Annotated in this window: 19 protein-coding genes; 7 read left to right on the forward strand and 12 right to left on the reverse strand. The window is 70.9% G+C overall.

Annotated elements, in window-relative coordinates:
* Positions 1 to 14: 14 nt before the first annotated feature.
* The 6 genes from ABEA43_RS06285 to ABEA43_RS06310 are packed head-to-tail and all read right to left on the reverse strand — an operon-like array spanning position 15 to position 7,542.
* On the reverse strand, positions 15 to 1,826 hold the full coding sequence (locus tag ABEA43_RS06285) for a right-handed parallel beta-helix repeat-containing protein (RefSeq protein WP_345559630.1): 1,812 nt from the start codon (positions 1,824 to 1,826) through the stop codon (positions 15 to 17).
* Positions 1,823 to 2,590, reverse strand: coding sequence for an RraA family protein (locus ABEA43_RS06290; RefSeq protein WP_345559632.1), 768 nt, complete (start codon positions 2,588 to 2,590; stop codon positions 1,823 to 1,825). The genes ABEA43_RS06285 and ABEA43_RS06290 overlap by 4 nt, the downstream gene beginning before the upstream one ends.
* Before the next feature lie 8 nt (positions 2,591 to 2,598).
* Positions 2,599 to 4,536, reverse strand: coding sequence for a DUF8034 domain-containing protein (locus ABEA43_RS06295; protein WP_345559634.1), 1,938 nt, complete (start codon positions 4,534 to 4,536; stop codon positions 2,599 to 2,601).
* A 2-nt stretch (positions 4,537 to 4,538) separates the two neighbouring features.
* Positions 4,539 to 5,345, reverse strand: coding sequence for a carbohydrate ABC transporter permease (locus tag ABEA43_RS06300; RefSeq protein WP_345559636.1), 807 nt, complete (start codon positions 5,343 to 5,345; stop codon positions 4,539 to 4,541).
* Positions 5,342 to 6,274: a carbohydrate ABC transporter permease gene (locus ABEA43_RS06305; protein ID WP_345559638.1), complete on the reverse strand. Its 933-nt coding sequence runs from the start codon at positions 6,272 to 6,274 to the stop codon at positions 5,342 to 5,344. Before ABEA43_RS06305 ends, ABEA43_RS06300 begins: the two co-directional genes overlap by 4 nt.
* Complete coding sequence (locus tag ABEA43_RS06310; RefSeq protein ID WP_345559639.1) at positions 6,271 to 7,542, reverse strand: ABC transporter substrate-binding protein; 1,272 nt, start codon at positions 7,540 to 7,542, stop codon at positions 6,271 to 6,273. Before ABEA43_RS06310 ends, ABEA43_RS06305 begins: the two co-directional genes overlap by 4 nt.
* A 161-nt stretch (positions 7,543 to 7,703) precedes the next feature.
* On the opposite strand from ABEA43_RS06310, the gene ABEA43_RS06315 reads away from it, so the two are divergent.
* Entirely contained in the window at positions 7,704 to 8,801 is a 1,098-nt protein-coding gene (locus ABEA43_RS06315; RefSeq protein ID WP_345559640.1) for an FCD domain-containing protein, read from the forward strand.
* Here ABEA43_RS06315 and ABEA43_RS06320 read toward each other — a convergent pair.
* On the reverse strand, positions 8,777 to 11,197 hold the full coding sequence (locus tag ABEA43_RS06320) for a glycoside hydrolase family 95 protein (protein WP_345559641.1): 2,421 nt from the start codon (positions 11,195 to 11,197) through the stop codon (positions 8,777 to 8,779). The two genes, ABEA43_RS06315 and ABEA43_RS06320, sit on opposite strands and share 25 nt — an antisense overlap.
* A 298-nt stretch (positions 11,198 to 11,495) precedes the next feature.
* Between ABEA43_RS06320 and ABEA43_RS06325 the strand changes: the two genes are divergently transcribed.
* Positions 11,496 to 12,170, forward strand: a complete 675-nt coding sequence (locus ABEA43_RS06325) for an aldo/keto reductase (protein ID WP_345559642.1) — start codon at positions 11,496 to 11,498, stop codon at positions 12,168 to 12,170.
* A gap of 41 nt (positions 12,171 to 12,211) precedes the next feature.
* On the opposite strand, the gene ABEA43_RS06330 is transcribed toward ABEA43_RS06325, so the two are convergent.
* Entirely contained in the window at positions 12,212 to 14,092 is a 1,881-nt protein-coding gene (locus tag ABEA43_RS06330) for an adenylyl cyclase (RefSeq protein WP_345559643.1), read from the reverse strand.
* Between the two features lie 172 nt (positions 14,093 to 14,264).
* Between ABEA43_RS06330 and ABEA43_RS06335 the strand changes: the two genes are divergently transcribed.
* Positions 14,265 to 15,686: a PI-PLC domain-containing protein gene (locus ABEA43_RS06335; RefSeq protein ID WP_345559644.1), complete on the forward strand. Its 1,422-nt coding sequence runs from the start codon at positions 14,265 to 14,267 to the stop codon at positions 15,684 to 15,686.
* 29 nt (positions 15,687 to 15,715) lie between these two features.
* Here the strand turns inward: ABEA43_RS06335 and ABEA43_RS06340 are convergent, their stop codons facing one another.
* Positions 15,716 to 16,012: a DUF3817 domain-containing protein gene (locus ABEA43_RS06340; protein WP_345559645.1), complete on the reverse strand. Its 297-nt coding sequence runs from the start codon at positions 16,010 to 16,012 to the stop codon at positions 15,716 to 15,718.
* Positions 16,013 to 16,070: 58 nt separating this feature from the next.
* Complete coding sequence (locus ABEA43_RS06345) at positions 16,071 to 16,994, reverse strand: LLM class flavin-dependent oxidoreductase (RefSeq protein ID WP_345559646.1); 924 nt, start codon at positions 16,992 to 16,994, stop codon at positions 16,071 to 16,073.
* A 266-nt stretch (positions 16,995 to 17,260) separates the two neighbouring features.
* Here ABEA43_RS06345 and ABEA43_RS06350 point away from each other — a divergent pair, with 266 nt between their 5' ends.
* Positions 17,261 to 18,358 carry a hypothetical protein gene (locus tag ABEA43_RS06350; protein WP_345559647.1) on the forward strand — a complete coding sequence of 366 codons (1,098 nt, stop codon included), beginning with the start codon at positions 17,261 to 17,263 and terminating at the stop codon, positions 18,356 to 18,358.
* An 82-nt stretch (positions 18,359 to 18,440) separates the two neighbouring features.
* Here ABEA43_RS06350 and ABEA43_RS06355 read toward each other — a convergent pair whose 3' ends face one another.
* Positions 18,441 to 19,028, reverse strand: a complete 588-nt coding sequence (locus ABEA43_RS06355; protein WP_345559648.1) for a TetR/AcrR family transcriptional regulator — start codon at positions 19,026 to 19,028, stop codon at positions 18,441 to 18,443.
* A 98-nt stretch (positions 19,029 to 19,126) separates the two neighbouring features.
* On the opposite strand from ABEA43_RS06355, the gene ABEA43_RS06360 reads away from it, so the two are divergent.
* The 3 genes from ABEA43_RS06360 to ABEA43_RS06370 all read left to right on the forward strand — a co-directional run bounded on the left by ABEA43_RS06360 (position 19,127) and on the right by ABEA43_RS06370 (position 22,443).
* Positions 19,127 to 20,170 (forward strand): NAD(P)-dependent alcohol dehydrogenase, encoded by a 1,044-nt coding sequence (locus tag ABEA43_RS06360; RefSeq protein WP_345559649.1) that lies wholly within the window; start codon positions 19,127 to 19,129, stop codon positions 20,168 to 20,170.
* 243 nt (positions 20,171 to 20,413) lie between these two features.
* On the forward strand, positions 20,414 to 21,196 hold the full coding sequence (locus tag ABEA43_RS06365) for a TetR/AcrR family transcriptional regulator (protein WP_345559650.1): 783 nt from the start codon (positions 20,414 to 20,416) through the stop codon (positions 21,194 to 21,196).
* A gap of 8 nt (positions 21,197 to 21,204) precedes the next feature.
* Entirely contained in the window at positions 21,205 to 22,443 is a 1,239-nt protein-coding gene (locus ABEA43_RS06370; RefSeq protein ID WP_345559651.1) for an FAD-dependent oxidoreductase, read from the forward strand.
* On the opposite strand, the gene ABEA43_RS06375 is transcribed toward ABEA43_RS06370, so the two are convergent.
* Positions 22,404 to 22,832 carry a MarR family winged helix-turn-helix transcriptional regulator gene (locus ABEA43_RS06375; protein ID WP_345559652.1) on the reverse strand — a complete coding sequence of 143 codons (429 nt, stop codon included), beginning with the start codon at positions 22,830 to 22,832 and terminating at the stop codon, positions 22,404 to 22,406. The genes ABEA43_RS06370 and ABEA43_RS06375 overlap by 40 nt on opposite strands.
* Position 22,833: the final 1 nt, after the last annotated feature.

Genomic DNA, 22,833 nt, shown 5'->3' on the forward strand with positions numbered 1-22,833 from the left:
CCCCCGTCAGGGGGCTAGCTGGGAATCGGGTACGGGAACGAGCTCGTCACCCCGATCTTGTCGTACTCCATCTTCGCGGCGTCGAAGCCGTCCACCCAGTTGGCGTTGGTCACCTCGTTGCACTTGTAGCTCTGGTACTTGTCGTCGCTGACCTTGCCCACCTCGATGTTCTCGAAGGTGAAGCCGCAGCCGCCCGCGTCCATGTGCACGCCGCGGGTGCCGCTGTCCGGCATCGCGCCGCCCGGGTCGTTGACGACGTCCGTGATCACCATCTGCTTGACGTGGTTGTCCATGGGGTACGGCTCGACGTTGGCGACGCCGTAGGTGTAGAAGGCGCCCATGTCACCGCTGTCCAGCCCGGTCTCCTCCAGCTTGATGTAGGAGAAGTTGTTGTTGCGGGCGTAGTTGTCCGCCGGCTTGATCTCCGGCCGGACCTCCAGGCTGATGCCGTACCGCGCGCTGTGCTTGACGTTGATGTTGCTGACGGTGTTGTTGCCCGTGCTCATCAGCTCGATGCCGGACGCGTCGCCGGGGACGAGCTCGCCGACGTGGTAGATGTAGTTGTTCGTGATCGTGTGGTGCCCGGAGATGTCGCCCTCGCCGGGATAGCCGCCTTCGACCTTGATGCCGTCGGCGCCGATGTTGTCCAGCAGGCTGTCCGACACCTTGACCCGCTCGTTGGCGAACAGCAGGTAGACGCCCATGTAGCCGCTGTCCGACAGGTGCAGCCCGGTCAGGTCGATGTCGCGGGAGTTGGTCACCGTGATCATGCCGAACCGGTTGCGCGGCATCTCGATCTGCCGGTCGTAGACGGGGTACTTGTGCTCGTAGCCCGAGTCGCCCTCGCTGATCCAGCCGGCGCGATACCAGTCCACGAAGTCCGAATACTGCAGCGCCAGCCCGTCGAAGGCCAGGTTCTGCACGCGCTTGTCAGGCGACGAGCCGGCCAGCGAGATGATCGTCTTCACCGTCGGGGCCACGACGTTGTCGATCGAGCCCTTCGGCCAGTAGTAGACCTCGCTGTTGGCGAAGTCGAAGTAGTACTCGCCCGGCTGGTCCAGGAAGCGCAGGGTGTTCTGCAGGAAGTAGCGCGAGCCGCTGCGGCTGTTGACGAAGGCGTACCTGGCCCAGTGGTTGAGCGTGAAGAAGTTCTTGCGGAAGTCGGCGCCGCCCAGCGGCACGGTGTCGGTGAACCAGCTCCACGAGCCGCCCGACCAGACCATGATCTGGGAGTTCTTGTCGAAGTCGGCGTCCCACTCGACCGGCACGTCCTCCGGCTTGAAGTACAGCCAGTTCCGCACCGCCTCCTTCTCCGGCTCGCCGAGCACGGAGAACAGGTAGGGCGACCACAGGTCCTCGCTGGTCCGGTTCGGGTGGCGGGCCGTGGTGGCGCGCTTGCCGTCCTCGAACAGCGTGTAGAAGGTACGGTCCACCTTCGTCTTGTAGATGTTGTCCTTGTACTTCTCCCAGCCGGCGAGCGGCTTGGCGCCGAGCAGGCGGGCCTTGCCAGGCCCGTCCGCGCTGCGGTAGGTGATCTTGTGGCCGTTCTCGCCGGAGTCGGCCTCGGTGAACTCGATGGTCTTCTCGACCACGTAGTCACCGGCCTTGACGTTGACCACGATGTCGCACTTCTGCTTCTTCTTCGACCTGACCTGGTCGCGAGCCTGCTCGATCGACTTCCACGGCCGCTGTGCGCTGCCGTCTCCCCGGTCGCTGCCCGTGGTGGCGACGTAGTAGTCGCACGTGGGCTTGCCCGCCGCAGCGGGGGTCGGGGTCGTCAAGCCGCCCAGCAGTAAGACGACCGCGCCTACGGACCTGAAGATCACTGGCTCTCCTTTACGTCCCGCCACCGCTCGTACTCGGCGCGGGTCTCGGGGGTGAGTGGGTAGTAGTCGGACAGCGCCGCGCCCTCCTCGATGCGGGCGCGGCTGTAGCGCTCCCACTGCTCGTGGTCGGCGGCGGCTTCGAGCACCGAGTTCGCGCGCCGGCGCGGCACCACCACGGCGCCGTCGTCGTCGGCCACGCACAGGTCGCCGGGCAGCGCGAGCGCCCCTCCGACGGCCACGGGCACGTCGTACGCCCACGGGAACAGCTCGGCCTGCGAGGCGTAGTGCGGGGTCGCGCCCGTGCACCAGATCGGCACGCCGAGCCCGCTCACCCTGGGCAGGTCCCTGATGCGGCCGTCCACGACGATGGCCGCGCCGCCCTTGCGCTTGAAGTAGCGGACCAGCATGTCGCCGAAGCAGCCGGTGTAGGCGCTGCCGTACGCCTGCACGACCAGCACGTCGCCGGGCTGGACCTCCTCCAGCACGTGCCACAGGGCGGTGTGCCGCTCGACGTACTCCTGGCCGAGCCCGGAGGCGATGTCCTCGCGCTGCGGCATGAACTGCAGCGTGCGGACCCGGCCGGCGATCTTCTGACCTGGTGCGATGGGACGCGGCCCCTCGATGAAGGTCCGCCGGATGCCCTGGGCGTGCAGTTTGGCGCAGGCGGTGGCCGAGCTGATCCGGGACAGCCCCTCCACGAGGACGGGATCGGGCTCTGCGGGCAACTGCCCGCGAACAGGGAGATCCCAGATTGCGTCGTCCATGTAACTCCTCAGTAGTGCTGGTGCGACGGCGTGCGGACGCGCGCGGTCGTGTGCAGGTCGAGCCGGATGCGGCGGCCGGGCGGCAGCTCGACGAGCAGCCGCGGGCCGCCCACGCTCACCTCCTGCTCGGCCTCGGTGATCGGGGGAGAGGTGTAGGCGCGCGGGTCGCCCGGGTAAGCGTCGCCGCCGGACTGAGTGATCGTCGCGCTGTCGATGCGGTGCTCGCCGAACGCGCCCGCCTGCACCACGACCCGGCGGGTCCGGCTCAGGCTCAGGTTCACCAGCTCGACGCGGACGCCGTCGGGGCGTACCGAGTCGACCAGCGCGGCCACGTCCTGCGGCAGGCCGGGCCGGTGGCGGTCGGCGTCGAAGTAGGCCAGCCGGGCCGGCAGCAGGCCGCCGTTGTAGAGCACCTGCGGGGTGCCGGTGACGAGCTGCAGCAGCGCCTCGGTGAGCACCGGGTTGAGCCGCTGCCAGTGGTGCACGTGGATGGTGGACAGGTCCGCGCGGTCGGCGTCGACCAGCGCCATCCTGCGCCGCACCTGGCCGAGCGCGGTGGACAGCATGGCCTCGGGGAAGCCGGGGTTGGCGCCGCGCAGGAACTCCAGCCAGGGCGCCTCGTGCCCGGCCTCCTCCTTGTTGCGGAACGGCCGCACCGTGGACCAGTCGTAGCCGGAGGCCTTGCGGATCCGGTCGAGCCGGTCGGCGTCACCCCTCCCGAGGGTCATGTGCCAGAGCCAGACCGGCAGGCCGAGCTGCGGCGGCTGGAAGTCGAACCAGCCGGAGTCGTCGTGCCGGTTGGGCACCAGCATCGTGGGCTTGGCCGCCTCGTCGCCCAGCTCGGCCAGCCATCGGTCGCTGATGCTCATCTCGGTCTCGGTCACGCCGGCCTGGACGGCGCGGTCGTACACGATCTCCAAGGGGTCGCGGCCGATGGCGAGCGCGGCGTCGTCGCCGGTCAGCAGGTGGGCGTTGACGGCGGCGATCGCGGCGGCGGCGCCCACGCTGTAGAGGCCGTGCGGCCACTGCCAGCCGTAGTTGCCGCCGTACCAGCGGCCGTCGTGCAGCTCGCCGGTGACGCCCGACGGGCCCACGTTGTCGGGCAGGATGCCGTCGTTGGCCTCCGCCCGCCGCTGCCAGGCGCCGATGTAGCGCAGCGCCCAGTCGCGGTAGCGCTCGTCGCCGTCGTACAGCCAGGCGTTGACGGCCAGGCTGGTCGCGGCCAGGTTCACGGCCACGTCGCCGCGGCCGATGCGCTCGCTCATCGCCGCGCCCATGCGGGCCGCGTTGCTCGGGTCGCCCAGGTCGTCCCAGGTCGAGATGCCCGGCAGGTCACGCAGCGGCAGGCCGAACGGCCGCATGCTGACCAGGTCCGTGTGGTAGGAGGCCCACTCCCACTGCAGGCCGTAGCGGGGGCCGCCGGCGCCGTTGTGCGGGGCGCGGATGATGTCGTGCTCGGCGTCGTAGTTGGCCGAGCCGGGCAGGTAGAGGTCGGCGAAGCGGCGCGCCCTGTCGCGGAAGCGCTCGTCGCGCGGGTCGGCCGCGCAGATGCCGTAGAACAGCAGCATCGACTCGCCCTGGTGGAACCAGTCGTAGCCGCGCTCGTACTCGTCCACCAGGTAGCCCAGCTCCGTGAGCTGCGTGGTCACGCCCTCCCAGTGGTGCTTCGAGGCGTCGAGCAGGTCGTCGGCGCCGCCGAGCTGGTAGAGCGTCGGCCAGTTGAAGAACGCCTCGTAGAAGTCGTCGGCGCCGTCACGGTCGGCGGCCGGGCCGTGGTAGATCAGCCGACCGTCGGGCCCGCAGTAACGGGCCGCGAAGGCCCGCCAGGCCTCGTCCAGGGCGTCGAACAAGCTGCGCTCCAGCACCGCCCAGGCCGGGGGTGTGCCGAGCGGGACGGTCGCGATGACAGAGGGGCTGCTTGAGGGGTCGGGGGATGCGGCTCGCATCTTCAACCTTTCGTTGCTCCGGCGGTCAGACCGCTGATGATGTGCCGTTGCATGAAGACGAAGAAGACCAGCAGGGGCGCGATGGCCAGCAGCAGCGTCGGGAAGACCACCGTGTAGTCGGTGGCGTACTGGCTGACGGCCGCGTAGACGCCGGTGGTGACGGTGTAGAGGCCGCTGCCGGGGCCCAGGATGATCTGCGGGTTCACGAAGTCGTTCCACACCGAGAAGGTGTTGAGGATGACCATCGTGGCGACCGCGGGCCGCATCAACGGGAAGACGATCTGCCAGAACGTGCGCAGCCTGCCCGCCCCGTCCACGGCTGCCGCCTGGTCGAGCACGGCGGGGATGGTGGCGATGTAACCGGCGTACAGGAAGATCGAGAAGGGCAGCGTGAGCGTGGTCTCGAACAGGACGAAGCCCTGGATGGTGCCCATCAGGCCGAAGGTCTTGAGCACGTACACGACGGGGATGACCAGCACCTGGCCCGGGATGAACGTCCCGGCCAGGAAGAACAGCATCAGCCACCGGAACCTGCGCTTGGGGCTGCGCGCGATGGCGTAGGCGGCCGGGGCGGCCAGCACCACCGACAGCACGTTGACCGCCACCACGAACAGCAGCGTGACCGCGTAGCCCTTGGCCACGTTGAACTGCGGGTTCGTCAGCGCCCTGCCGAGTGGTTCGAGGGTGAGCCCGCCGAAGCCGAAGGGGTTGGCCAGGATGTCCTGCTGGCCCTTGAACGCGTTGACGGTCAGCACGTACAGGGGGATGAGCATGAAGGCGACGGTCGCCCAGAGGAAGGTCTTCTTCACTGGTGCACCGCCAGCTCGCCGCGCCTGCGCAGCTTGGTCACCACGAACGCGAGCGCCGCGGTCACCAGCATGAGGATCACCGACTGGGCCGAGCCGAAGCCGAGCCGGGCGTCGTGGAAGGAGTTCCACAGGATGAGGTAGGCGACGGTCTGCGTCTGACCGGCCGGTCCGCCCGCCGTCAGCGACACCACCAGGTCGTACGTCTTCAGCAGCGTCACCAGCGACAGCACGATGTTGACGGTCACGGACGGCCCGAGCGCAGGCAGTGTCACGTTCCTGAACACCTGCCAGCGCGAGGCCCCGTCGATCCGCGCGGCTTCGAGCAGCGAGTGCGGCACCGCCTGCAGCCCGGCCAGGTAGAGCACCACGTTGACGCCGAACCCGGCCCACACCAGCACCGCGATCATGGTGACCGTGGCCCACGCCGGGTCGGACAGGAACGGGATGACCTCCCCGCCCCAGGTGGTCACCAGGTTGTTGACCGCGCCGGTGGTGCCGAGGATGGCCGACCAGAGGAAGCCGACCACCAGGGCGCTGAGCACGTGCGGGTAGAACAGCACGATCCTGAAGAACGTGTTGGCCCGTGAGGCGCCGTTGACCAGCAGGGCGAAGCCGAGGCCGAGCAGGTTGAGCCCGGCCGTGCCGGCCGCCGCGACCAGCAGCGTGACCAGGGAGGCGCGCTGCAGCTCGGGGTCGTCCAGGAGCTTGACGTAGTTGGCGGCGCCGACGAACGCGGGGTCGGCGCTGAAGCCGTCCCAGTCGGTCAGGCTCAGGTAGAGCGCCAGGCCGACGGGGACGACCAGCATCACGGTGTAGAGGATCGTGGCCGGCGCGACCATGATCGTGGTGGCGAGCCCCTCACGCCTGCGCCGCCGCGGCGGGCCGGGCGCCTTGGTCAGGGTCAGGGGCGCTTCACGGGTGAGCGTCATGAGCGTCCGGCCATCCAGCGGTCCACACCCTCGGCGACCTCCTTGGGTGACTTGCCCACGTACAGGCCCTGGACCTCGGTGTTCCACGCGGAGTTGAAGCCCTTGGGCAGGGTGGCGTCGCCGTACCCCTCGCCCTGCGGGACTCCGGAGGGCGCCTTGTCGAGGATCTCCTGCACCTGCTTCTCCAGCGGGGTGAACTCGCGCTGCACGCCGGTGCGGAAGTTGCCGTCCTGCTTGAGCTGGCTCTTGACCGCCTCCGGGTCGGTGACGAGCCACTGGACCAGCTTGAGCGCCGCGTCCTTCTGCGGGGTCGACTTGAGGATCATGTACGGCGCCGCGAGCGTCGCCCCCTGCGGGCCGGGGTAGGTCTGCCCCTTGTCGACCGGGGCGGGGAAGACGCCCACCTCGAAGTCCTTCTCAGCCTTGGCCTCGGAGGCGGTGAACCAGCTCCCCATGACGTACATGGCCGACTTGCCGGTCAGGAACGCGGTCTCGGCGTCGGCGTACTTCATGCCCAGGGCGTTCTTGTCCACGTAGCCCTTGCCGATCCAGGTGCGGTAGCGCTCCAGGTAGGGCAGCAGCGACTCGCCCGCCTTGACCTTGCCGCCCTTGACGTCCTGCTGCCAGGCGGGGTGGGTCTGGGCGCGGCTCGGGTTGGACAGCTGCAGGAGCTGCAGCCCGGTCAGGAAGTCGCCGCCGGTCTGGAGCGGCAGGTAGCCGGCGTCCTTGAGCTTGCCCATGGCGGCGTCGAGCTCGTCGAACGTGGTCGGCGGCTGGGTGATCCCGGCCTTGTCGAAGGCGGCCTTGTTGTAGAAGACCAGCGACTGGGCCTGCACGCCGACGCCGACCGTGTAGACCTTGCCGCCCAGCTTGGCCTGCTCGGCCAGCGGCGTGTCCTTCGTCCAGGGCTGGTCGGTCAGGTCGAGCATCTGCTTGGCCAGCGTCTCGTCCGCCATCAGCGTCTCGACCACGTCGGGCGCGTTGCCGGCGGCGAGCTGCTGCGGCAGCGTGTCGGCCACACCCTTGCCGGTCGGCGCCTCGATCTTGACGTCGATGCCGGGGTTGGCCTGCTCGAACGGCTTGACCAGGCCGTCCCAGTAGGCCTGGGTGAGGTTCGGGCTGATGTTGACCAGCATCCGGACGGTGGCCTGGCCTCCTTCGCTCTGCTGAGCCTGGGAGTCGCCGGCGAAGCCGCCCCCGCCGCAGCCGGTGAGCAGGAGCAGGCATCCGATGGCCGGTAGAGCGAGGGGTGAACGGGGGGAACGCATCGCACCTCCAAGGGGGCGAGATCTGCGACGCCTTTTAATGGGTCGATACTCGATTAGCGATTATTTAATACGTTGGTAACCAGGGTCGGTCAAGGGCTTACGTGGCACGACAAATAAGTTTCCAGCGGGTGACTGAGTCATAAATAAGTTAAGGTGGGCGCGTGGTAGGACGTGAAGAGGACAACCGGCTGGTGCTGGGCGCGGAGGAGCTGGCCGCTCTGCGGACGTGGGCCGAGCAGCCCGGCGGCGGGCTGAGCCTGCGCAGCCGTATCGTGCTGGCGTGCGCGGACGGGCTGCCGCGCAAGGAGATCGCGACGCGGCTGGCGGTGAGCGCGGCGACCGTCGCCAAGTGGCGCGCCAGGTTCGTGGAGCGCGGGCTGGACGGCCTGTCGGACGCGCCCAGGCCGGGACGCCCGCGCAGCGCCGAGCGTCAGGAGGCGGAGCGGGTGATCGCCGCCGCGGCCGGCGGCTCCGCCGTGCCCTCCACCCGCGCGATGGCCGGCCAGCTCGGGCTGTCGCAGTCCACGGTGGCGCGCATCTGGCAGGAGCAGCAGATCGCGCCGCCCGACTCCCGGCTGCTGCTGCCCAGGGAGCTGCTGTCGGACCGGGTCTACGCGCTGCTGCGCGGCTGGATCGTGTCGGGGGAGCTGGTGGCCGGGCAGCGGCTGGTGGAAGCCGAGATCGCCAGACAGGTCGGCACCAGCCAGGCGCCGGCCAGAGAGGCGATCAAGCGGTTGGCGCACGAGGGCCTGGTCATCTCCTATCCCAACCGGGGCAGTTACGTCGCGGAGATCTCCGACGAGCAGGCCCGGGAGGTTCGCGACATCAGGGTGTTGCTGGAGGAGTATGCCGCACGCGGCGCCGCCGCCCGTATCCAGGCCGAGACGTTGCGGCAGCTCAGCGCCGATGTGCTGGCGATGCGGCGGGCGGCGAGCGACGGCGACATCGGCGCGTTCAGGGACGCGGACCTCGCCTTCCACCGGCGGGTGTGCGCGGCCTGCGGCAACTCCTTCCTGCTGCGCCTCTGGCGGACGATCGAGTCCAACCTGTGGAGCCTGCACGTGGTGGGCAACCCGCTCTACGACGGCGACTGGTCGGCCATGGCGGGCCATCACGACGACCTGGTGTCGGCGCTGGCGTCCGGGGACCCGGACGAGGCGGCCCGCCTGTTCGCCGCCCACGCGCGGGGCGAGGCCTCCAGGACCCCGCCCCGCGCCCATCGTGAAGCTCAGGGTCAGGTGGACGCCGCGAGGTCGTAGCGGGCGCCACGACGCGTCTGGAGGACGAGCACCCCCGGCTCGGGCCGCTCCACCTTGACCGGCCTGCCGTGCTCCGTGACCGTCACCGGGCCCGGGGTGCGCAGCGTGAGCGGGCGCCCCAGGTCCGACTGGATGCGCCCGCGCGCCAGGCCGCCGCCGCTCCACTCCAGGTCCACCTCGAAGCCGCCCCTGGCCCGCAGCCCGCGGAACGACCCCGCGGGCCAGGCGGCGGGCAGGGCCGGCAGCAGGTGCACCTGGTCGCCGTGGCTCTGCAGCAGCATCTCCGTGATCCCGGAGGTCCCGCCGAAGTTGCCGTCGATCTGGAACGGCGGGTGCAGGTCGAACATGTTCGGCGCCGTACGCGCGGGGACCAGCAGGTTCCCCAGCCGCTTGTAGGCCTCGGGCGCGTCCAGCAGCCGCGCCCAGAAGTTGATCTTCCAGGCCAGCGACCACCCCGCACCGGCCTCGCCGCGCAGCTCCAGCGTCCGCCGCGCGGCCGTGGCCAGCTCGGGGGAGACGCGCGGGTCGATCTGGTGCCCGGGGAACAGCCCCCACAGGTGTGAGATGTGCCGGCTGCGCGACAGGGCGGCGTCGCCCCGGTAGTCCTCCTGCCACTCCTGGATCTGCCCGAGATGCCCCACCTGGTTGGGCACGAACCGCGCCCGCGCCTGCTTGACCTGCTCCCGCATCCCCTCCTCGACGCCGAGGACCTCGGAAGCCTCCTCGAACGCGCCGAACAGGTCCCGCAGGATCTGCATGTCCATGGTGGGACCAGCGCAGATGCTGACGTTCTCGCCGCCGTCCTCGTGGTGGCCGACCTCAGGCGAGTGCGAGGGGTTGGTCACCAGGTAACCGGTCCTGGGATCGGTCTGCAGCGTGTCCAGGAAGAACTCCACCGAGCCCTTGATCAGCGGGAAGTGCTCACGCAGGTGCCGCTCGTCGCCCGTGTAGAGGTAGCGCTCCCACAGGGTCAGGCAGAGCCACGCGCCGCCGCTCGGCCACACGCCGTAGAAGGCGAAGTCCACGGGGGCCGTGCCGCGCCAGCCGTCGGTGTTGTGGTGCGCCACCCAGCCGCGCGCGCCGTACTGCGCCCTGGCGGTCCTGGCGCCCGTCTCCGCCAGGTCCTTGATCAGGTCGAACAGCGGGTCCATGCACTCGATGAGGTTGCCGGGCGCGGCCGGCCAGTAGTTCATCTGGCAGTTGATGTTGATGGTGTACTTCGACTCCCACGCGGGGGTGAGCGAGTCGTTCCAGACGCCCTGCAGGTTGGCGGCGTAGCCGGGGGAGCGGGAGCTGGAGATCAGCAGGTAGCGGCCGAACTGGAAGTAGAGCGCGGCGAGCTGGGGGTCGGTGTCGAGCTGCTTGCGCGCGATGCGCTCGTCGGTCGGCAGCGCGATCGCCTCCGACGTGCCCAGGTCGATCTCCACCCGCCCGAAAAGCTGCTGGTAGTCGCGCACGTGCCGGCGCCGCAGCACCTCGTACGGCCGCCCGGCCGCCTTCGTCAGGTGCCGCCCGGCCACCTCGGCGGGGTCGCCGCCCACGTCCTTGAAGCTGCGGTAGCTGGAGCCCATGGAGATCAGCAGCGTGACCTCGTCGGCCCCCTCCACGGACAGCGTGCCGCCGTCGGTCCCGACCGTGCCGCCCTTCGCCTCGGCCCTGGCCAGCGCGCGGAAGCGGACCTCGCCCTTCAGCCCCTGGGTGTCGCCGCTGACACCGTCGAGCGCGATCGTTTCGGGTCCCGCCCCGGACGTCGTGGTGGTCTGCGGGCTGGAGAAGGCCGCCGTGAAGGTCACCTTGCCCGGTTGGTCGGCCGTGTGCCGGACGACGATGACCTGGTCGGGGTTGCTGGCGAAGACCTCGCGGGTGTGGCGTACGCCGTCGCGGACGTAGGTCACGGTGCTGACGGCCCTGGTCAGGTCCAGCTCACGGCGGTACTCGGTGAACTCGGCGGCACCGGGGAAGGTCAGCGTGAGGTCGCCGAGCACCTGGTAGGGGGCCTGCTCGCTGGGCTTGCCGAGGAACTTCTGGTCGGCCAGGTTCTGCGCGGCCTGCCACTTGTCCTCCCAGACCAGCCGCCTGATCTCGGGGAGCGCGGCCAGGGCCTCGGGGTTGTCGTAGTCGTGCGGGCCGCCGGCCCAGATGCTGTCCTCGTTGAGCTGGAAGCGCTCGGTGGCCACGCCGCCGAAGACCATGGCGCCGAGCCGGCCGCAGCCCACGGGCAGGGCTTCCAGCCAGGCCGTGGCCGGGCGGGCGTACCAGAGGGTGAGGGGGTTGCCCTTCGCGCCGCCGCTCGCCGCGTACGCCGCGCCGGGGGCGACGCCGCTCACGAGCAGCGATCCGGCCGCCGCACCTAAACCGCTCCTGAGCACGCCCCGTCGTGTGTAGCCGTCAGTCACCGTTACTCCTGTTCCAGAACACATGCCGCCCTTGGGCGGAAGCCGCGAGAAGCGATGGAGTGATCGCGCCGTGGAGGCGCATGGACGCACTCGCCGGGCGTGCGACCCGACCGGCTCCGATGCCGAGGTCGGGGACGTCGCAAGCGAGATGTTTCACGGACGTTAACCGCGAACGTAGGATGTATATCTACGCGAAGAGCCTGGATCTGTCTATACCTCCCGGATATCTAGCAAGAACATAGGAGGTCTGATAGGTTTCGGCGTGCCAACGATCTCCTGGCGGAGAGGGGAGCCGGACGTGAGGCTCGGTCGCAGCGACGTCAGCGTTTCCCGGATCGGGCTCGGCACCGCCCCGCTGGCGGGGCTCTACAGCCCGGTGAGCGATGAGCAGGCCGCGGCCACGCTCGAAGCGGCCTGGTCGGCGGGCATCCGCTATTTCGACACCGCGCCCCGCTACGGCTCCGGCCTGGCCGAGCAGCGGCTGGGCCGGTTCCTGAAGGACGTGGACCGGTCGCAGGCGACGGTGTCCAGCAAGGTCGGCGCGCTGCTCGGCCCCACGAGGCGCGACTACACCGTGGAGGGCGTCTACGCCTCGCTGGCGGCCAGCCTGGAGCGGACCGGTCTGGACGCGTTCGACCTCCTGCTCATCCACGACCCCGACGACCACTGGGAGCAGGCGGTGCGGCACGCCTATCCGGCGCTGGAGCGGCTGCGCGCCCAGGGCGGCGTGCGGGCCGTCGGCGTGGGCATGAACCAGGCCGCGATGCTGACCAGGTTCGTCCGCGAGACGGACGTGGACTGCGTGATGGTGGCCGGCCGCTACAGCCTGCTCGACAGGAGCGCGGCCGACGAGCTGCTGCCGTTGTGCGCCGAGCGCGCCGTACGGGAGGTCGTACAGGCGTGGCTGGCGGAGAGCGCGGGGTGGGAGGTCGCGGAGCTGCCGCGTTACCCCGCCTTCAGGACGGCCAGGTAGAGCCGCTGAGCGGGCGGGTGGCGCCGCCCGCTCAGGGCGCCCTACGGAGCCGGGTAGTCGGCGACGTAGACCGGCGCGCCGATCTTGGTCGTGTCGGCCGCGTCGCCCAGGCCGTTGACGACGTGGTCGATCGTCCCGGCGCTGAGGTTGACGGTCATGATGTGGTGCAGCCTGACGCCCGGCGTCTGCGGGACCTCGAAGCCGTTCTCGGTGTGGATCTGTGGATTGTTCTGGTTGAAGACGTAGACGCCGGCGCCGTAGAGCTTGTGCGTCCGCACCCGGTTGCCGACCTTGTAACCGGCCCAGCCCTCGACGGCGCCGTTCATCCAGTCGGCCTGGGCGGGCGGGTCGTAGGGCAGCTCGTTCTGGTACAGGATCGTCGTGCCGTCGTCGCCGTTCCAGACCGTGTTGTACTGCTGGAAGTGCTCGACGAACAGGCCGGTCGCGGTCACATGGTCGCCGTTGATGACGGCGCCGTTCCTGCCCAGGTTGGTGTTCCAGCGCTGGGTGTCGGTGAAGCCCTCGACGCCGTGGTCGGCCCGCCATACCCAGGCGTGGTCGATGAGCACGTGGTCGCTGTTGACCTCCAGCGCGGTGCCGGTCTTGCCGACGTGCGGCCCGCCGACCCGGAAGTACACGTCGGACAGGGTCGTCGGGTTGCTCGCCGAGCTGCCGCCGCGGTGGTCCCCGTGCTGCTTGCCCACCCTCAGCAGCACCGGCGACCTGTCGAGCCCCGCGTCGACGGTCACGCCGGCCACGATCACGCCGGGGACGTCGGCGACGTCGAGCGGGATCGAGCCGCGGACGGCGGTGAGCGTGGCATGCCCGAGGCCGAGCACGACCGTGTTCGGGCGCTTGACCTCGATGCTGCGCGCGATGTCGTACACGCCGGGGGTGAGCAGCAGGTGCTTGCCCCGCGCGAGCTGGCTGTTGATGACGTGCACCGAGTCCGACGGCTTCGCGACGAAGAACTCGGAGATCGGCAGCGTCCGGCCCGGCGTCAGGCCGTCGGCCCAGGAGACGCCGCGCGTGTTCTTCCTGGCGGCGGGCACGCGGACGCTGTACCTGCCCTGCGCGTCGGCGAACAGGTAGGGCTTCTCCCTGCTGACGGGCGTGGCGTCGAGGGTGGTGTACGGCGGCGTCGGGAACCCCGTCTCGGCCGGTGCGCCGACGACGCCCGCGAAGACCTGGTTCCACACGCCGTTCGACCAGCCGGCCACCTCGCTGTTGCGGGTCAGCCACTGCTGCTGCGAACCGTTCGTGACGGACGGCAGCCTGGAGTCGGCGATGAAGCCGCCGCTGGCGTACTGGGGGCCGGCGGTGCAGTAGTCCATCAGCGACAGGTTGCCGCCGCTGATGTTCAGCCGGCGCAGGGACACCGCCTGGGAGACGGCCCAGAAGTTCGCCGAGGACCGGCAGCCGTCCTGGCCGGCCGCGTTGACGTTGATCGACAGGTTCGACAGGGTGCGCCAGAAGTTGACGAGCGCGAGGCAGTTGCCGGTCCCGCCGTCCGCCAGGCAGCGGTTGTAGACCTCGACCTTGCCGTTGATGACGACGTCGGCGGGCGAGGCGCCCAAGCCGGCGATCTCCGTGTAGTAGCCGACCTTGATCTGGAGCGGCTGCTCGGCGGTGCCGTACGTGCCGGGCTTGAAGAGGTAGGCGTGGCGGGTGGCGCCCATCTCGTTGTCGACCTGGGCGGCGTGCGCCGCGTCGAGGGTCGCCTGGATGTCGCCGACCGGCATGCCCGGATCGAAGACGGTGACGTTCGGCCCGAGATCGGGGGCGCTCGGGGACGGCGATGCCGCGCCGGCGGGCGTGCCCGCCGTCATGACGGCGGTCGCCAGCACGAGGCCGAGCGTGACCGCCCGGCCGATCTGACCGCGGCGTCGCCGCCTCGATAACCGGGAAGGCTGGGTCGTCATAACGGGGTACGTCCTTTCCGCTACGTGTGCGGCAGCGCGTCCTGAGAGAGCGCTCTCTCGCACCGCGAACGTTTCTACCGTGTGAACGGCCGGATCACAAGAGCGCCATAAGGTTGGCCGGAGGGGCCTTGATCATGTTGGCTGGGAAGATCCCCGACGTGAGGAACAGGCGATGCCCCGCACGAGAACCGTCCTGTCCGTGATCACCATCGCCGCGGCCGCGCTGCTGAACGGCGGCACCGCCGACGCGGCCGCGGATCCCCTCTTACCCTCGGCGGTCTTCCGCGCCACGCACAACAGCTATTCGGGCAACATCAACGGCGCCAGGAGCTCGATCGCCTACCAGCTCGACCACGGCATCCGCTTCATCGAGCTGGACATCCACGACAACGGCTACGCCACCTCCCGCGACTACGCCATCGGCCACGACTCTCCCGGCAACCAGGTCGACCACGCGGGAAACCCGGCCTCGAACAACCTGCGCGACTGGCTGAACGTGATCAACGCCTGGTCCGTGCAGCATCCCGCCGCCGCGCCGATCGTCGTCGCGCTCGACATCAAGGACGACCTGACGGACAACGTCTCGTACGCGGCGGGCAACCTGGCGGCGCTCAACCAGGAGCTCGCCAGCGTCTTCGGCCCGCGGCTGCTCTGGGCCGCGGACTATCCGGCGAGCCCGCCGACGGTCGACGCGCTGCGCGGCCGGGTGCTCCCCCTGCTCTCCGGGGACGGCAAGACCCGCACCGAGTACAAACGGGACGTCGGCGCCAACCCGGCCGTCGCGATCAACGGCCGCGGCCAGGTCGTCGAGGTGCACGACTCGGGCGCGGGCGCGCTCTGGTACTGGACCGGCACGTACGGCGCCGACGGCCGCGTGACCTGGCTCCGCCACGGCCGTTACGACAGCGGCGTGACCCCGGCCGTCGCGCTGAACGACAACGGTGACCTGGTCGAGGTGCACCAGTCCCAGACCGCGACCACGCTCTGGTCCCGCGTGGGCCGCCTCGGCGCCGACGGCGAGATCACCTGGTCGGCCAGCCGCCAGTACGACAACGGCGTCCTGCCGACGGTCAGGTTCACCGACGCGGCGGGCACCCAGGTGCGCGAGATCCACCGCAGCCAGGGCAGCAGCCAGAACTGGACGTGGGACGGCGCACTGAGCGCCGGCACGTCGACCGTCTCATGGACCGGCAACGCCAAGACCTCCGACGCCCGCTACGACAAGACCACCTCGGTCGGCGGCACCGCGCGCGTGCACGTCTGGAACGGCGCCGACGGCCCGACCCCGTCCCAGACCCTGCGGATCGACACCGACAGGCACACCGGCGACCGCATCCGCCTCCCGCAGGTCGCCTTCGACGAGTTCCAGCAGGGCAACAGCGCGGAGCTGCAGCAGGACGCGCTGTTCTACGCGGCGCCGGCCGGAGAGTCCGCTTTCATCACCGCGGCCCGGCAGGCGGGACGGCTCGTACGAGGCTGGGACTTCGACTCGGCGGGCGACGCGACCGACCCGCCGGCCAGCTACCCGGCGACCAACCATCCGTACGACGCCTGGTACCAGAACCTGCTCACCCAAGCCGGCGCCATCGAGTGACCGGGCGGCCGCAGGGCCGCGCGCCTCGATCAGGCGGGCTGAACCGCCGTCGCGCGCGCGGCCATGCGCCGTTCGAACCACAGCGAGGTGAACGGCGGCACCGCACACGCCAGGCCCAGCACCACCGCGCCCCGGCTCCAGCCCGCCTCCCGCGCCGAGAGCAGCACCCCGGCGGCGTACAGCACGAACAGCGCCCCGTGGATCGGACCGAACACCTTCACCCCGAGCTCCCCGGTCTCGGTCACGTACTTGAAGAACATCCCGATCAGCAGCCCCGCCCACGAGCATGCCTCGGCCACCGCCAAGACCCGGAACCAGCGCAGCATGCCTCACCCTTTCACCCGATTTCGCCGTTACTCTACAGGCTGTAGAGGGCGGGGTGGCTCACGGGAGGGCGATCGCGGCCAGCAGCTCCAGCTGGCGGAGCTGGGCGGGCAGCGTGGGGGCCGCGATGCGGCAGACCACCTGCTCGGCGCCCGCCGCCACGTAGCCGGCCAGCGTGGCGGCCACCCGTTCGGCCGGGCCCGCGACCATGGCCTGGATCGTCCGCACCACGTCGTACGGCCGGCCGTAGGTGGCCCTGCAGTAGGCGTCGAGCTCCCGCTCGGCCTGGTCGTCGTCGGTGATCAGCACGGTGACGAACAACGCGGGGGTGAGCGCGGTCGCGGGACGTCCCGCGTCGGCCGCGGCCCTCCGTACCGCGTCGAGACCTGTGCGGTAGCTGGCGGGATCGGGCGGGTACGGCAGCCACCCGTCGTAGAGCCGCCCCGTACGCGCCAGCGCCGAGGGGCTCGCGCCGCCCAGCCAGATCGGCGGACCGCCCGGCCGGAACGACGGCGTCGACTCGGGCAGGTCGTCGAACCGCAGCACCTTGCCGTGGAAGGCCCGCTCGCCCGCCCACAGCGCCCGCCACAGGGCGACGGTCTCGTCCAGGCGCAGGAAGCGGCGCTCCCACGGCACCGCGGAGAGCGCGTACTCGGGCTCCGACCTGCCGGGGAAGCCCGCGCCCACGGCGACCGTCAGCCGTCCGGCCGACAGATGGTCGATGGAGGCCAGCTCCTGCGCGGCGGTCACGGGACGCCGGAAGGCGGGCAGCAGCGCCGCCGTGCCGAGCGTGACGCGTTCGGTCGCGGCAGCCAGCGCGGCGAGCATGGCCAGCGGCTCGATGCGTGCGCCGAGCAGGGTGTCGTTGGCCCAGAGCGAGTCGAAGCCGAGCCGCTCCGCCTGGACGCCGAAGCCGACCAGCCGCCGGGCGTCGGTCCACTGACTCTGGTTGGTGGGGAGCAGGACTCCCAGTCGCGTGTTCACGGAAGCGATCGTGCTCCCGGCCGGGTATGTCGACAATTCCCGCCAGGGAATGAACGGCGCAGGCGATCAGCGGTCCGCTGATCGTCCGCCACGGCGTTAGCATGGCTGGTGGCGGCTGTCCGCGCCCAACCTCCGGCGACTCGCCCCAGCCGGGTCATCCCAGGAGGCAAAGGGAGGCTCACCTCTCGGACGGACGATCTGTCGTCGGTCGTGCGCCCGCCGCACCCGTCGCTGGGGGACGCGCGGACGGCGCGCGGGAGACGTACATGACCAAGCAGGCAGACTTCAAGCGGCGGGTACGCGCCCGCATGGCGAAGACCGGCGAGTCGTACGCGATCGCACGCAGACGGCTCCTGGGCGAGCAGCCCGCTCCGGTCGAGGATCGGCTGGCGGTGGCGCTGCACGTCAGCAACGGTGACGCCACCGACATCCCGGGGACCGGGCTGGCCCGGCACGTCGTGTACTGGCGTGACGTGCTGCACGAAGGGCCGGTCCCCGCAGTGGGGCACGAGGAGCTGCGCCGGGTCAGGGCCGCGTTCCTGGCCGGGGCGGGCGCGGACGACCGCGCGGATGGCATGCGGATGTTCCTGCGGCGCGACGCCGCCCTGGAGGGCAACCGTGCGGGCGAGTACGTGCTGTGGTTCGAGGCCGACCTCTACGACCAGCTCCAGATCGTGGAGATCCTCGCCCGGCTCGCCGAGCTGGCGGTGCCGGCCGGGCGCATCACGTTGATCTGCATCGGGGAGCATCCCGGCATCGCCCGCTTCGGCGGCCTCGGCCAGTTGCGTCCCGAGCAGCTGCGCGAGCTGCCCGCGACCAAGGCGTGCGCGACGCTCACCCCGGCCGCGCTCGATCTGGCCACGCGGGCATGGGCGGCCTTCCGCGCCCCGGCCCCCGACGGGCTGGCCGCCATCGCCGCGACCCGCTCCGGTGAGCTGCGCTTCCTGGGCGAGGCGTTCGAACGTCTCAGCCGCGAATACCCCTCCACCCGCGACGGGCTCTCCCTCACGGAACGCCGCATCCTTGCGGCCGCCGGGGACGCCACGGCCACCGCCGGGGACGTTTTCGTCCGGGCCTCTGCCCGCGAGGCCCGCCCCTACCTGGGGGACGACTGGTGCTTCGCGGCCATGGACCGCCTGGCCGGAGGCCCGCACCCGCTGCTGGACCGCCGGCCCGCCGACGCTCCGATCGACCGCGCCACCCCGGTGCGGCTGACCGCCACCGGCGCCCGGGTCCTGGCGGGGGAGGCGGACCACGTGACGCTCAACGGCGTCGACCGCTGGATCGGCGGGGTGCACCTGACCGGCCACGACGTGCGCTGGCGGTGGGACGAGGGCAGGGAGGCCCTGACGACCGTCGGCTGACGCCGTGATCCTTCAGGCGGTCGTCAGGCGGGGCCGTGACGCCCTGATCCTTCAGCCGGCCGTGATGCCATGTCCTGGCCCTTCAGCCGGTCGTCACGGCCCGCCGGACGCTCTCGCGGAGCAGGGCGCGACGCCGGTCGTGCAGCTCCTGGGGCTCGTCTGCGGTCGCGGCGTAGACGTTGCTGACCGGGGACCAGGCCATGGACATGGCGATGACCATGGCCATCACGTCGAACGGGTCGCCCGGCCGTACCAGGCCCGCGGCCTGCGCCTCGGCGATGGCGCGCAGCTTGCCGTCGTCGAGGCGGCCGGCCTCCTCGACGAGGTGGCCGGCCGGACGCCGCTCCAGACGCGCCCAGGTGGCCAGCCGGATGAGGTCGGGGCGGCGGAGGTATTCGTCGTAGAGCCGCACGGCCCAGTCGGCGAGGTCGCCGGCGTCGATCGGCACCACGTTCATGATCCGCTCCAGCGAGCCGTGGAAGATGGCGTCGAACAGCCCTTCCTTGCTGCCGAAATAGGCGTAGAGCTGCGCCTTGTTGGTGCGTGCGGCGGCCACGATCCGCTCGATGCGCGCCCCGGCGATCCCGTGCTCGGCGAACTCCTGGGTCGCCACGTCGATGATGCGGCCGCGCGTCGCGACGCCACGGGAGGTCAGGGGCTGATCGGCCATGCCGGCCAGCGTACCAAACAGAACAGTCGGTTTGCTTTATCGGCCGGCGTGTGGCTAGCCTGCAAACAGACCGAACAGTCTGTTTACCAGGAGCCGAGATGAGAAGCACAGTGGGATGGCGGGCGGACGGCGCGGCGGGGACGCTGCGGCGGGCCTCGCTCGAACGGCGCGACCTGCGCCCTGACGACATCGCGGTACGCGTGGATTACTGCGGCGTCTGCCACACCGATCTGCACGCCGTTCGCGCCCATTCCGGGGCGCCCCTCGTGCCGGGCCACGAGTTCACCGGGGTGGTGACCGAGACCGGCTCCGAGGTCACCCGATTCCGCGCCGGCGACCCGGTCGCGGTCGGCAACATCGTCGACTCCTGCGGCGCGTGCGCGATGTGCCGGGCCGGCCAGGAGAACTTCTGCCACGAGTTCCCGACCCTGACCTACGGCGGCACCGACCGCCACGACGGCTCGGCCACGCTCGGGGGCTACTCCCGCGAGTACGTCGTCCGCGACCGGTTCGCCTACCCTCTCCCGGTCAGTCTCGACCCGGCCGCCGCGGCCCCGCTGCTCTGCGCCGGGATCACCGTCTGGGAGCCGCTGCACACGCTCGGCGCAGGGCCGGGCGCCCGCGTCGCCGTGGCGGGGCTGGGCGGCCTGGGCCATCTCGCGATCAAACTCGCCGTGGCACTCGGCGCCGAAACCACGGCCATCAGCCGATCGGCGGACAAGGCCGGCGACGCCCGCCGCCTCGGCGCCCACGACCTCATCGTCTCCACGGACGCGGACCGGATGGCCGCCGCCAGGGACCGGTTCGACGTCGTCATCGACACCATCTCCGCCCCGCACGACCTCGGCCCCTACCTGCGGCTCGTCGCCATGGACGGAACGCTCAGCCACGTCGGCCACCTCGGCGAGGTCACCGTACAGGTCATGGATCTGCTCGTGGGGCGCAAGAAGCTCAGCTCGGCGGGCAGCGGCGGCCGGGCCGCGACCGCCGCCCTGCTGGACTTCTGCGCCGAGCACGGCATCGGCGCCGACATCGAGCTGCTTCCCTCGGCGCGCGTGAACGAAGCCCTCGACCGCCTCGGGCGCAACGACGTCCGCTACCGCTTCGTGCTCGACCTGGCGGACCTGGACGCCGCGCCGTAAGAGCCCTACTTCCTGGCGATGCGGTCGGCCTGGCAACTGGAGGCCAACGAGCTCTACCTGCGCCCGCGAAAGAGCCTGAGGGCTGCTGGACCTGCGGCACGCGCGCATCGGGGTGCTGCGTGACGACCCCGCCACCTGGTCCGCGCATCGGCAGGAAGGGCTGACCTGCCGGCATCACCCGCGCCCTGTCCCGCAAATGAGCGACCATGGTCGTTACGACCATGGTCGTGGTACGGTGGCGTCATGAGTTCGAGCGACAGCGCCCAGGGCCCCCGCAGCCGTCGAGAGCGTCCGGCCAAGCCGGCCCTGACCCGGCAGGGGATCATCGACACGGCGCTCGCGATCTTGCGGGAGGAAGGGCTGGACAAGGTGACGATGCGGCGCGTCGCCGCCGCGCTCGACTCCGGGCACGCCTCGCTGTACGTCTACGTCCGCAACACCGAGGACCTGCACGCGCAGATCCTCGACGTGCTCCTGGGCGAGATCAGCTCGCCGGAGGCCGACGCCGGGACATGGCGCGACCGGGTGAAGGCGCTGCTGTCGAGCTACCGGGACGTCCTCTTCCGCCATCCGGAGATCGCTCGGATGGCGATGTCCACGCAGCCCAGCGGCCCCAACTACATGGCGCTGGTCGAGGCGATCCTCGCCCTGCTCCACGAGGGCGGGGTGCCGGACCGGGCCGCGGCCTGGGGCGTCGACCTGCTCCTGCTCTATCCCACGGCGGTCGCCGTCGAGCACAGCACCCCGAAGGCCACGAAACAGAAGGCCAACGCCCTGTCCACGCTCGCCACGGAGATCGGCGACATGGACCCGGCGCGCTATCCGCACCTCGTCCGGCTCGGAGTCCAGATCGTCTCCGGTGACGGGCCCGCGCGCGCCGGCTGGGCCTTCGACGTCCTCCTCGACGGCATCCTCGCGGCCGGCTCTCCGCCGTCGCACGAAGCGGCCGGCTCTCCGCCGTCGCACGAAGCGGCCGCCTCTCCCGCACCGGGGGACGCGGCCGGATCTTCGCCATCTACTGAATAGGACCCCTCATGTCCCTACCTTCCATCGCGATCGTCGGCGCAGGCCTGTCCGGCCTCGTCCTCGCTCGCATCCTCCAGAACCACGGCATCCCGTCCACCGTCTACGAGGGCGACGCCGGGCCCGACGCCCGCACCCAGGGCGGCTCTCTCGACATCCACGAAGACTCCGGCCAGCTGGCGCTCCGCGCCTGCGGCCTCTACGAAGAGTTCCGCCGCCACACCCACCCGCAGGGCGAGCACGTACGCGTCCTCGACAAGGCCGGGACCGTCTTCATCGACGCCGAGCCGCCGGGCGGCGAGGGCGGGCGCCCGGAGATCGATCGGACGGTGCTGCGCGACCTGCTCATCGGCTCGCTCGACCCCGGCAGGATCGCGTGGGGTCGCAAGGTCACGGCGGTCGGCACGCGCGCCGGCGGCCGGCACGAGGTGACCTTCGCCGACGGCGGCAGCACGACGGCCGACCTGCTGGTCGGCGCGGACGGCACGTGGTCGAAGGTGCGCCCGCTGCTGTCGGCGGCGACGCCGCAATACTCCGGGATCTCCCACGTCGAGGTGAACATCATGGACGCCGAGACGCGCCACCCGGAGGCGGCGGCGCTCGTCGGCCCCGGAATGATCTTTGCGCTGTCCGAGGGCAAGGGCATCCTGGGTCACGGCGGCAGGCACGTACAGCTCGGCGTCTCGTTCCGGGTCCCGCAGGACTGGCTGGTGAGCAGCGGCGTCGACTGGTCCGACGCGCCCGCGGCCCGCGCCGCGCTGCTCGCGGAGCTGGCCGGCTGGAGCACCGGGCTGACCGATCTCATCCGCGACTGCGACGACACGATCACGCCGCGCCAGATCTTCGCCCTGCCGGCCGGGCACCGCTGGCCACGGATCCCGGGCGTGACGCTGGTCGGCGACGCCGCGCACGTCATGCCGCCGTACGCCGGCGAGGGAGCGAACATCGCCATGCTCGACGCGGCCGACCTGGCGCGGGCCATCATCGACCAGCCGGACGACATCGAGGCCGCGCTGACCCGGTACGAGACGGCGATGTTCCCCCGCGCGGAAGCGGCGGCCGAGATGTCGACCCAGGGCCTCGCCATGTGCTTCAGCCCGGACTCGCCGCGGGGAGCCGTCGAGTTCTTCTCCGGGATGCCCGCCGGCACCGGGTTCGATGCGGCCGGCATCGTCGACGAGGTCGGGGAGGGCGTGACCGGCGTCAGGCGTCAGGACGGGCGGACGATGGCCTGTTCGAGCAGGTCCTGAAGGCTGCGCTGCTGCTGAGGGTCGAGGCCGGCCAGGGGGGAGTGCTGGGAGAGGAGCTCCAGGAGCTGTTCGCGGAGAGCGTGGCCCTCCGGGGTGAGGACGAGCTGCTTGGCGCGCCGGTCGGTGGCATGCGGATGGCGCTCGATCAGGCCGTTCTTCTCCAGCTTGTCGACGACGAAGGTGGCGTTGGACGGCTCGCAGCTCATGCGTTCCGCGAGATCTCGCATGGTCATCGGGCCGGACAGCTCCCGCAGCGCGGTCGCCTGGGCCGCGGTGAGGCCGAGGGTGACGGCGCGTTCGCGCACGTGATCGGCGATCTGCTGGGCCAGCCCGTTCACCAGACCGCACAGCTGCCGCTCGGCGATGGCCTGTGGTCCTGGAGTTGTCATG

The sequence above is a fragment of the Nonomuraea rosea genome (assembly GCF_039539705.1).
GTDB classification, from domain to species: Bacteria; Actinomycetota; Actinomycetes; order Streptosporangiales; family Streptosporangiaceae; genus Nonomuraea; species Nonomuraea rosea.

Excerpts from the sequence above, each read along its gene's own strand:
- ABEA43_RS06360 (WP_345559649.1), top strand. The coding sequence starts at position 19,127 with ATGAGAAGCACAGTGGGATGGCGGGCGGACGGCGCGGCGGGGACGCTG.
- ABEA43_RS06375 (WP_345559652.1), bottom strand. The coding sequence starts at position 22,832 with ATGACAACTCCAGGACCACAGGCCATCGCCGAGCGGCAGCTGTGCGGT.
- ABEA43_RS06340 (WP_345559645.1), bottom strand. The coding sequence starts at position 16,012 with ATGCTGCGCTGGTTCCGGGTCTTGGCGGTGGCCGAGGCATGCTCGTGG.
- ABEA43_RS06295 (WP_345559634.1), bottom strand. The coding sequence starts at position 4,536 with ATGCGAGCCGCATCCCCCGACCCCTCAAGCAGCCCCTCTGTCATCGCG.
- ABEA43_RS06290 (WP_345559632.1), bottom strand. The coding sequence starts at position 2,590 with ATGGACGACGCAATCTGGGATCTCCCTGTTCGCGGGCAGTTGCCCGCA.
- ABEA43_RS06365 (WP_345559650.1), top strand. The coding sequence starts at position 20,414 with ATGAGTTCGAGCGACAGCGCCCAGGGCCCCCGCAGCCGTCGAGAGCGT.
- ABEA43_RS06335 (WP_345559644.1), top strand. The coding sequence starts at position 14,265 with ATGCCCCGCACGAGAACCGTCCTGTCCGTGATCACCATCGCCGCGGCC.
- ABEA43_RS06370 (WP_345559651.1), top strand. The coding sequence starts at position 21,205 with ATGTCCCTACCTTCCATCGCGATCGTCGGCGCAGGCCTGTCCGGCCTC.
- ABEA43_RS06350 (WP_345559647.1), top strand. The coding sequence starts at position 17,261 with ATGACCAAGCAGGCAGACTTCAAGCGGCGGGTACGCGCCCGCATGGCG.
- ABEA43_RS06330 (WP_345559643.1), bottom strand. The coding sequence starts at position 14,092 with ATGACGACCCAGCCTTCCCGGTTATCGAGGCGGCGACGCCGCGGTCAG.
- ABEA43_RS06305 (WP_345559638.1), bottom strand. The coding sequence starts at position 6,274 with ATGACGCTCACCCGTGAAGCGCCCCTGACCCTGACCAAGGCGCCCGGC.
- ABEA43_RS06310 (WP_345559639.1), bottom strand. The coding sequence starts at position 7,542 with ATGCGTTCCCCCCGTTCACCCCTCGCTCTACCGGCCATCGGATGCCTG.
- ABEA43_RS06355 (WP_345559648.1), bottom strand. The coding sequence starts at position 19,028 with ATGGCCGATCAGCCCCTGACCTCCCGTGGCGTCGCGACGCGCGGCCGC.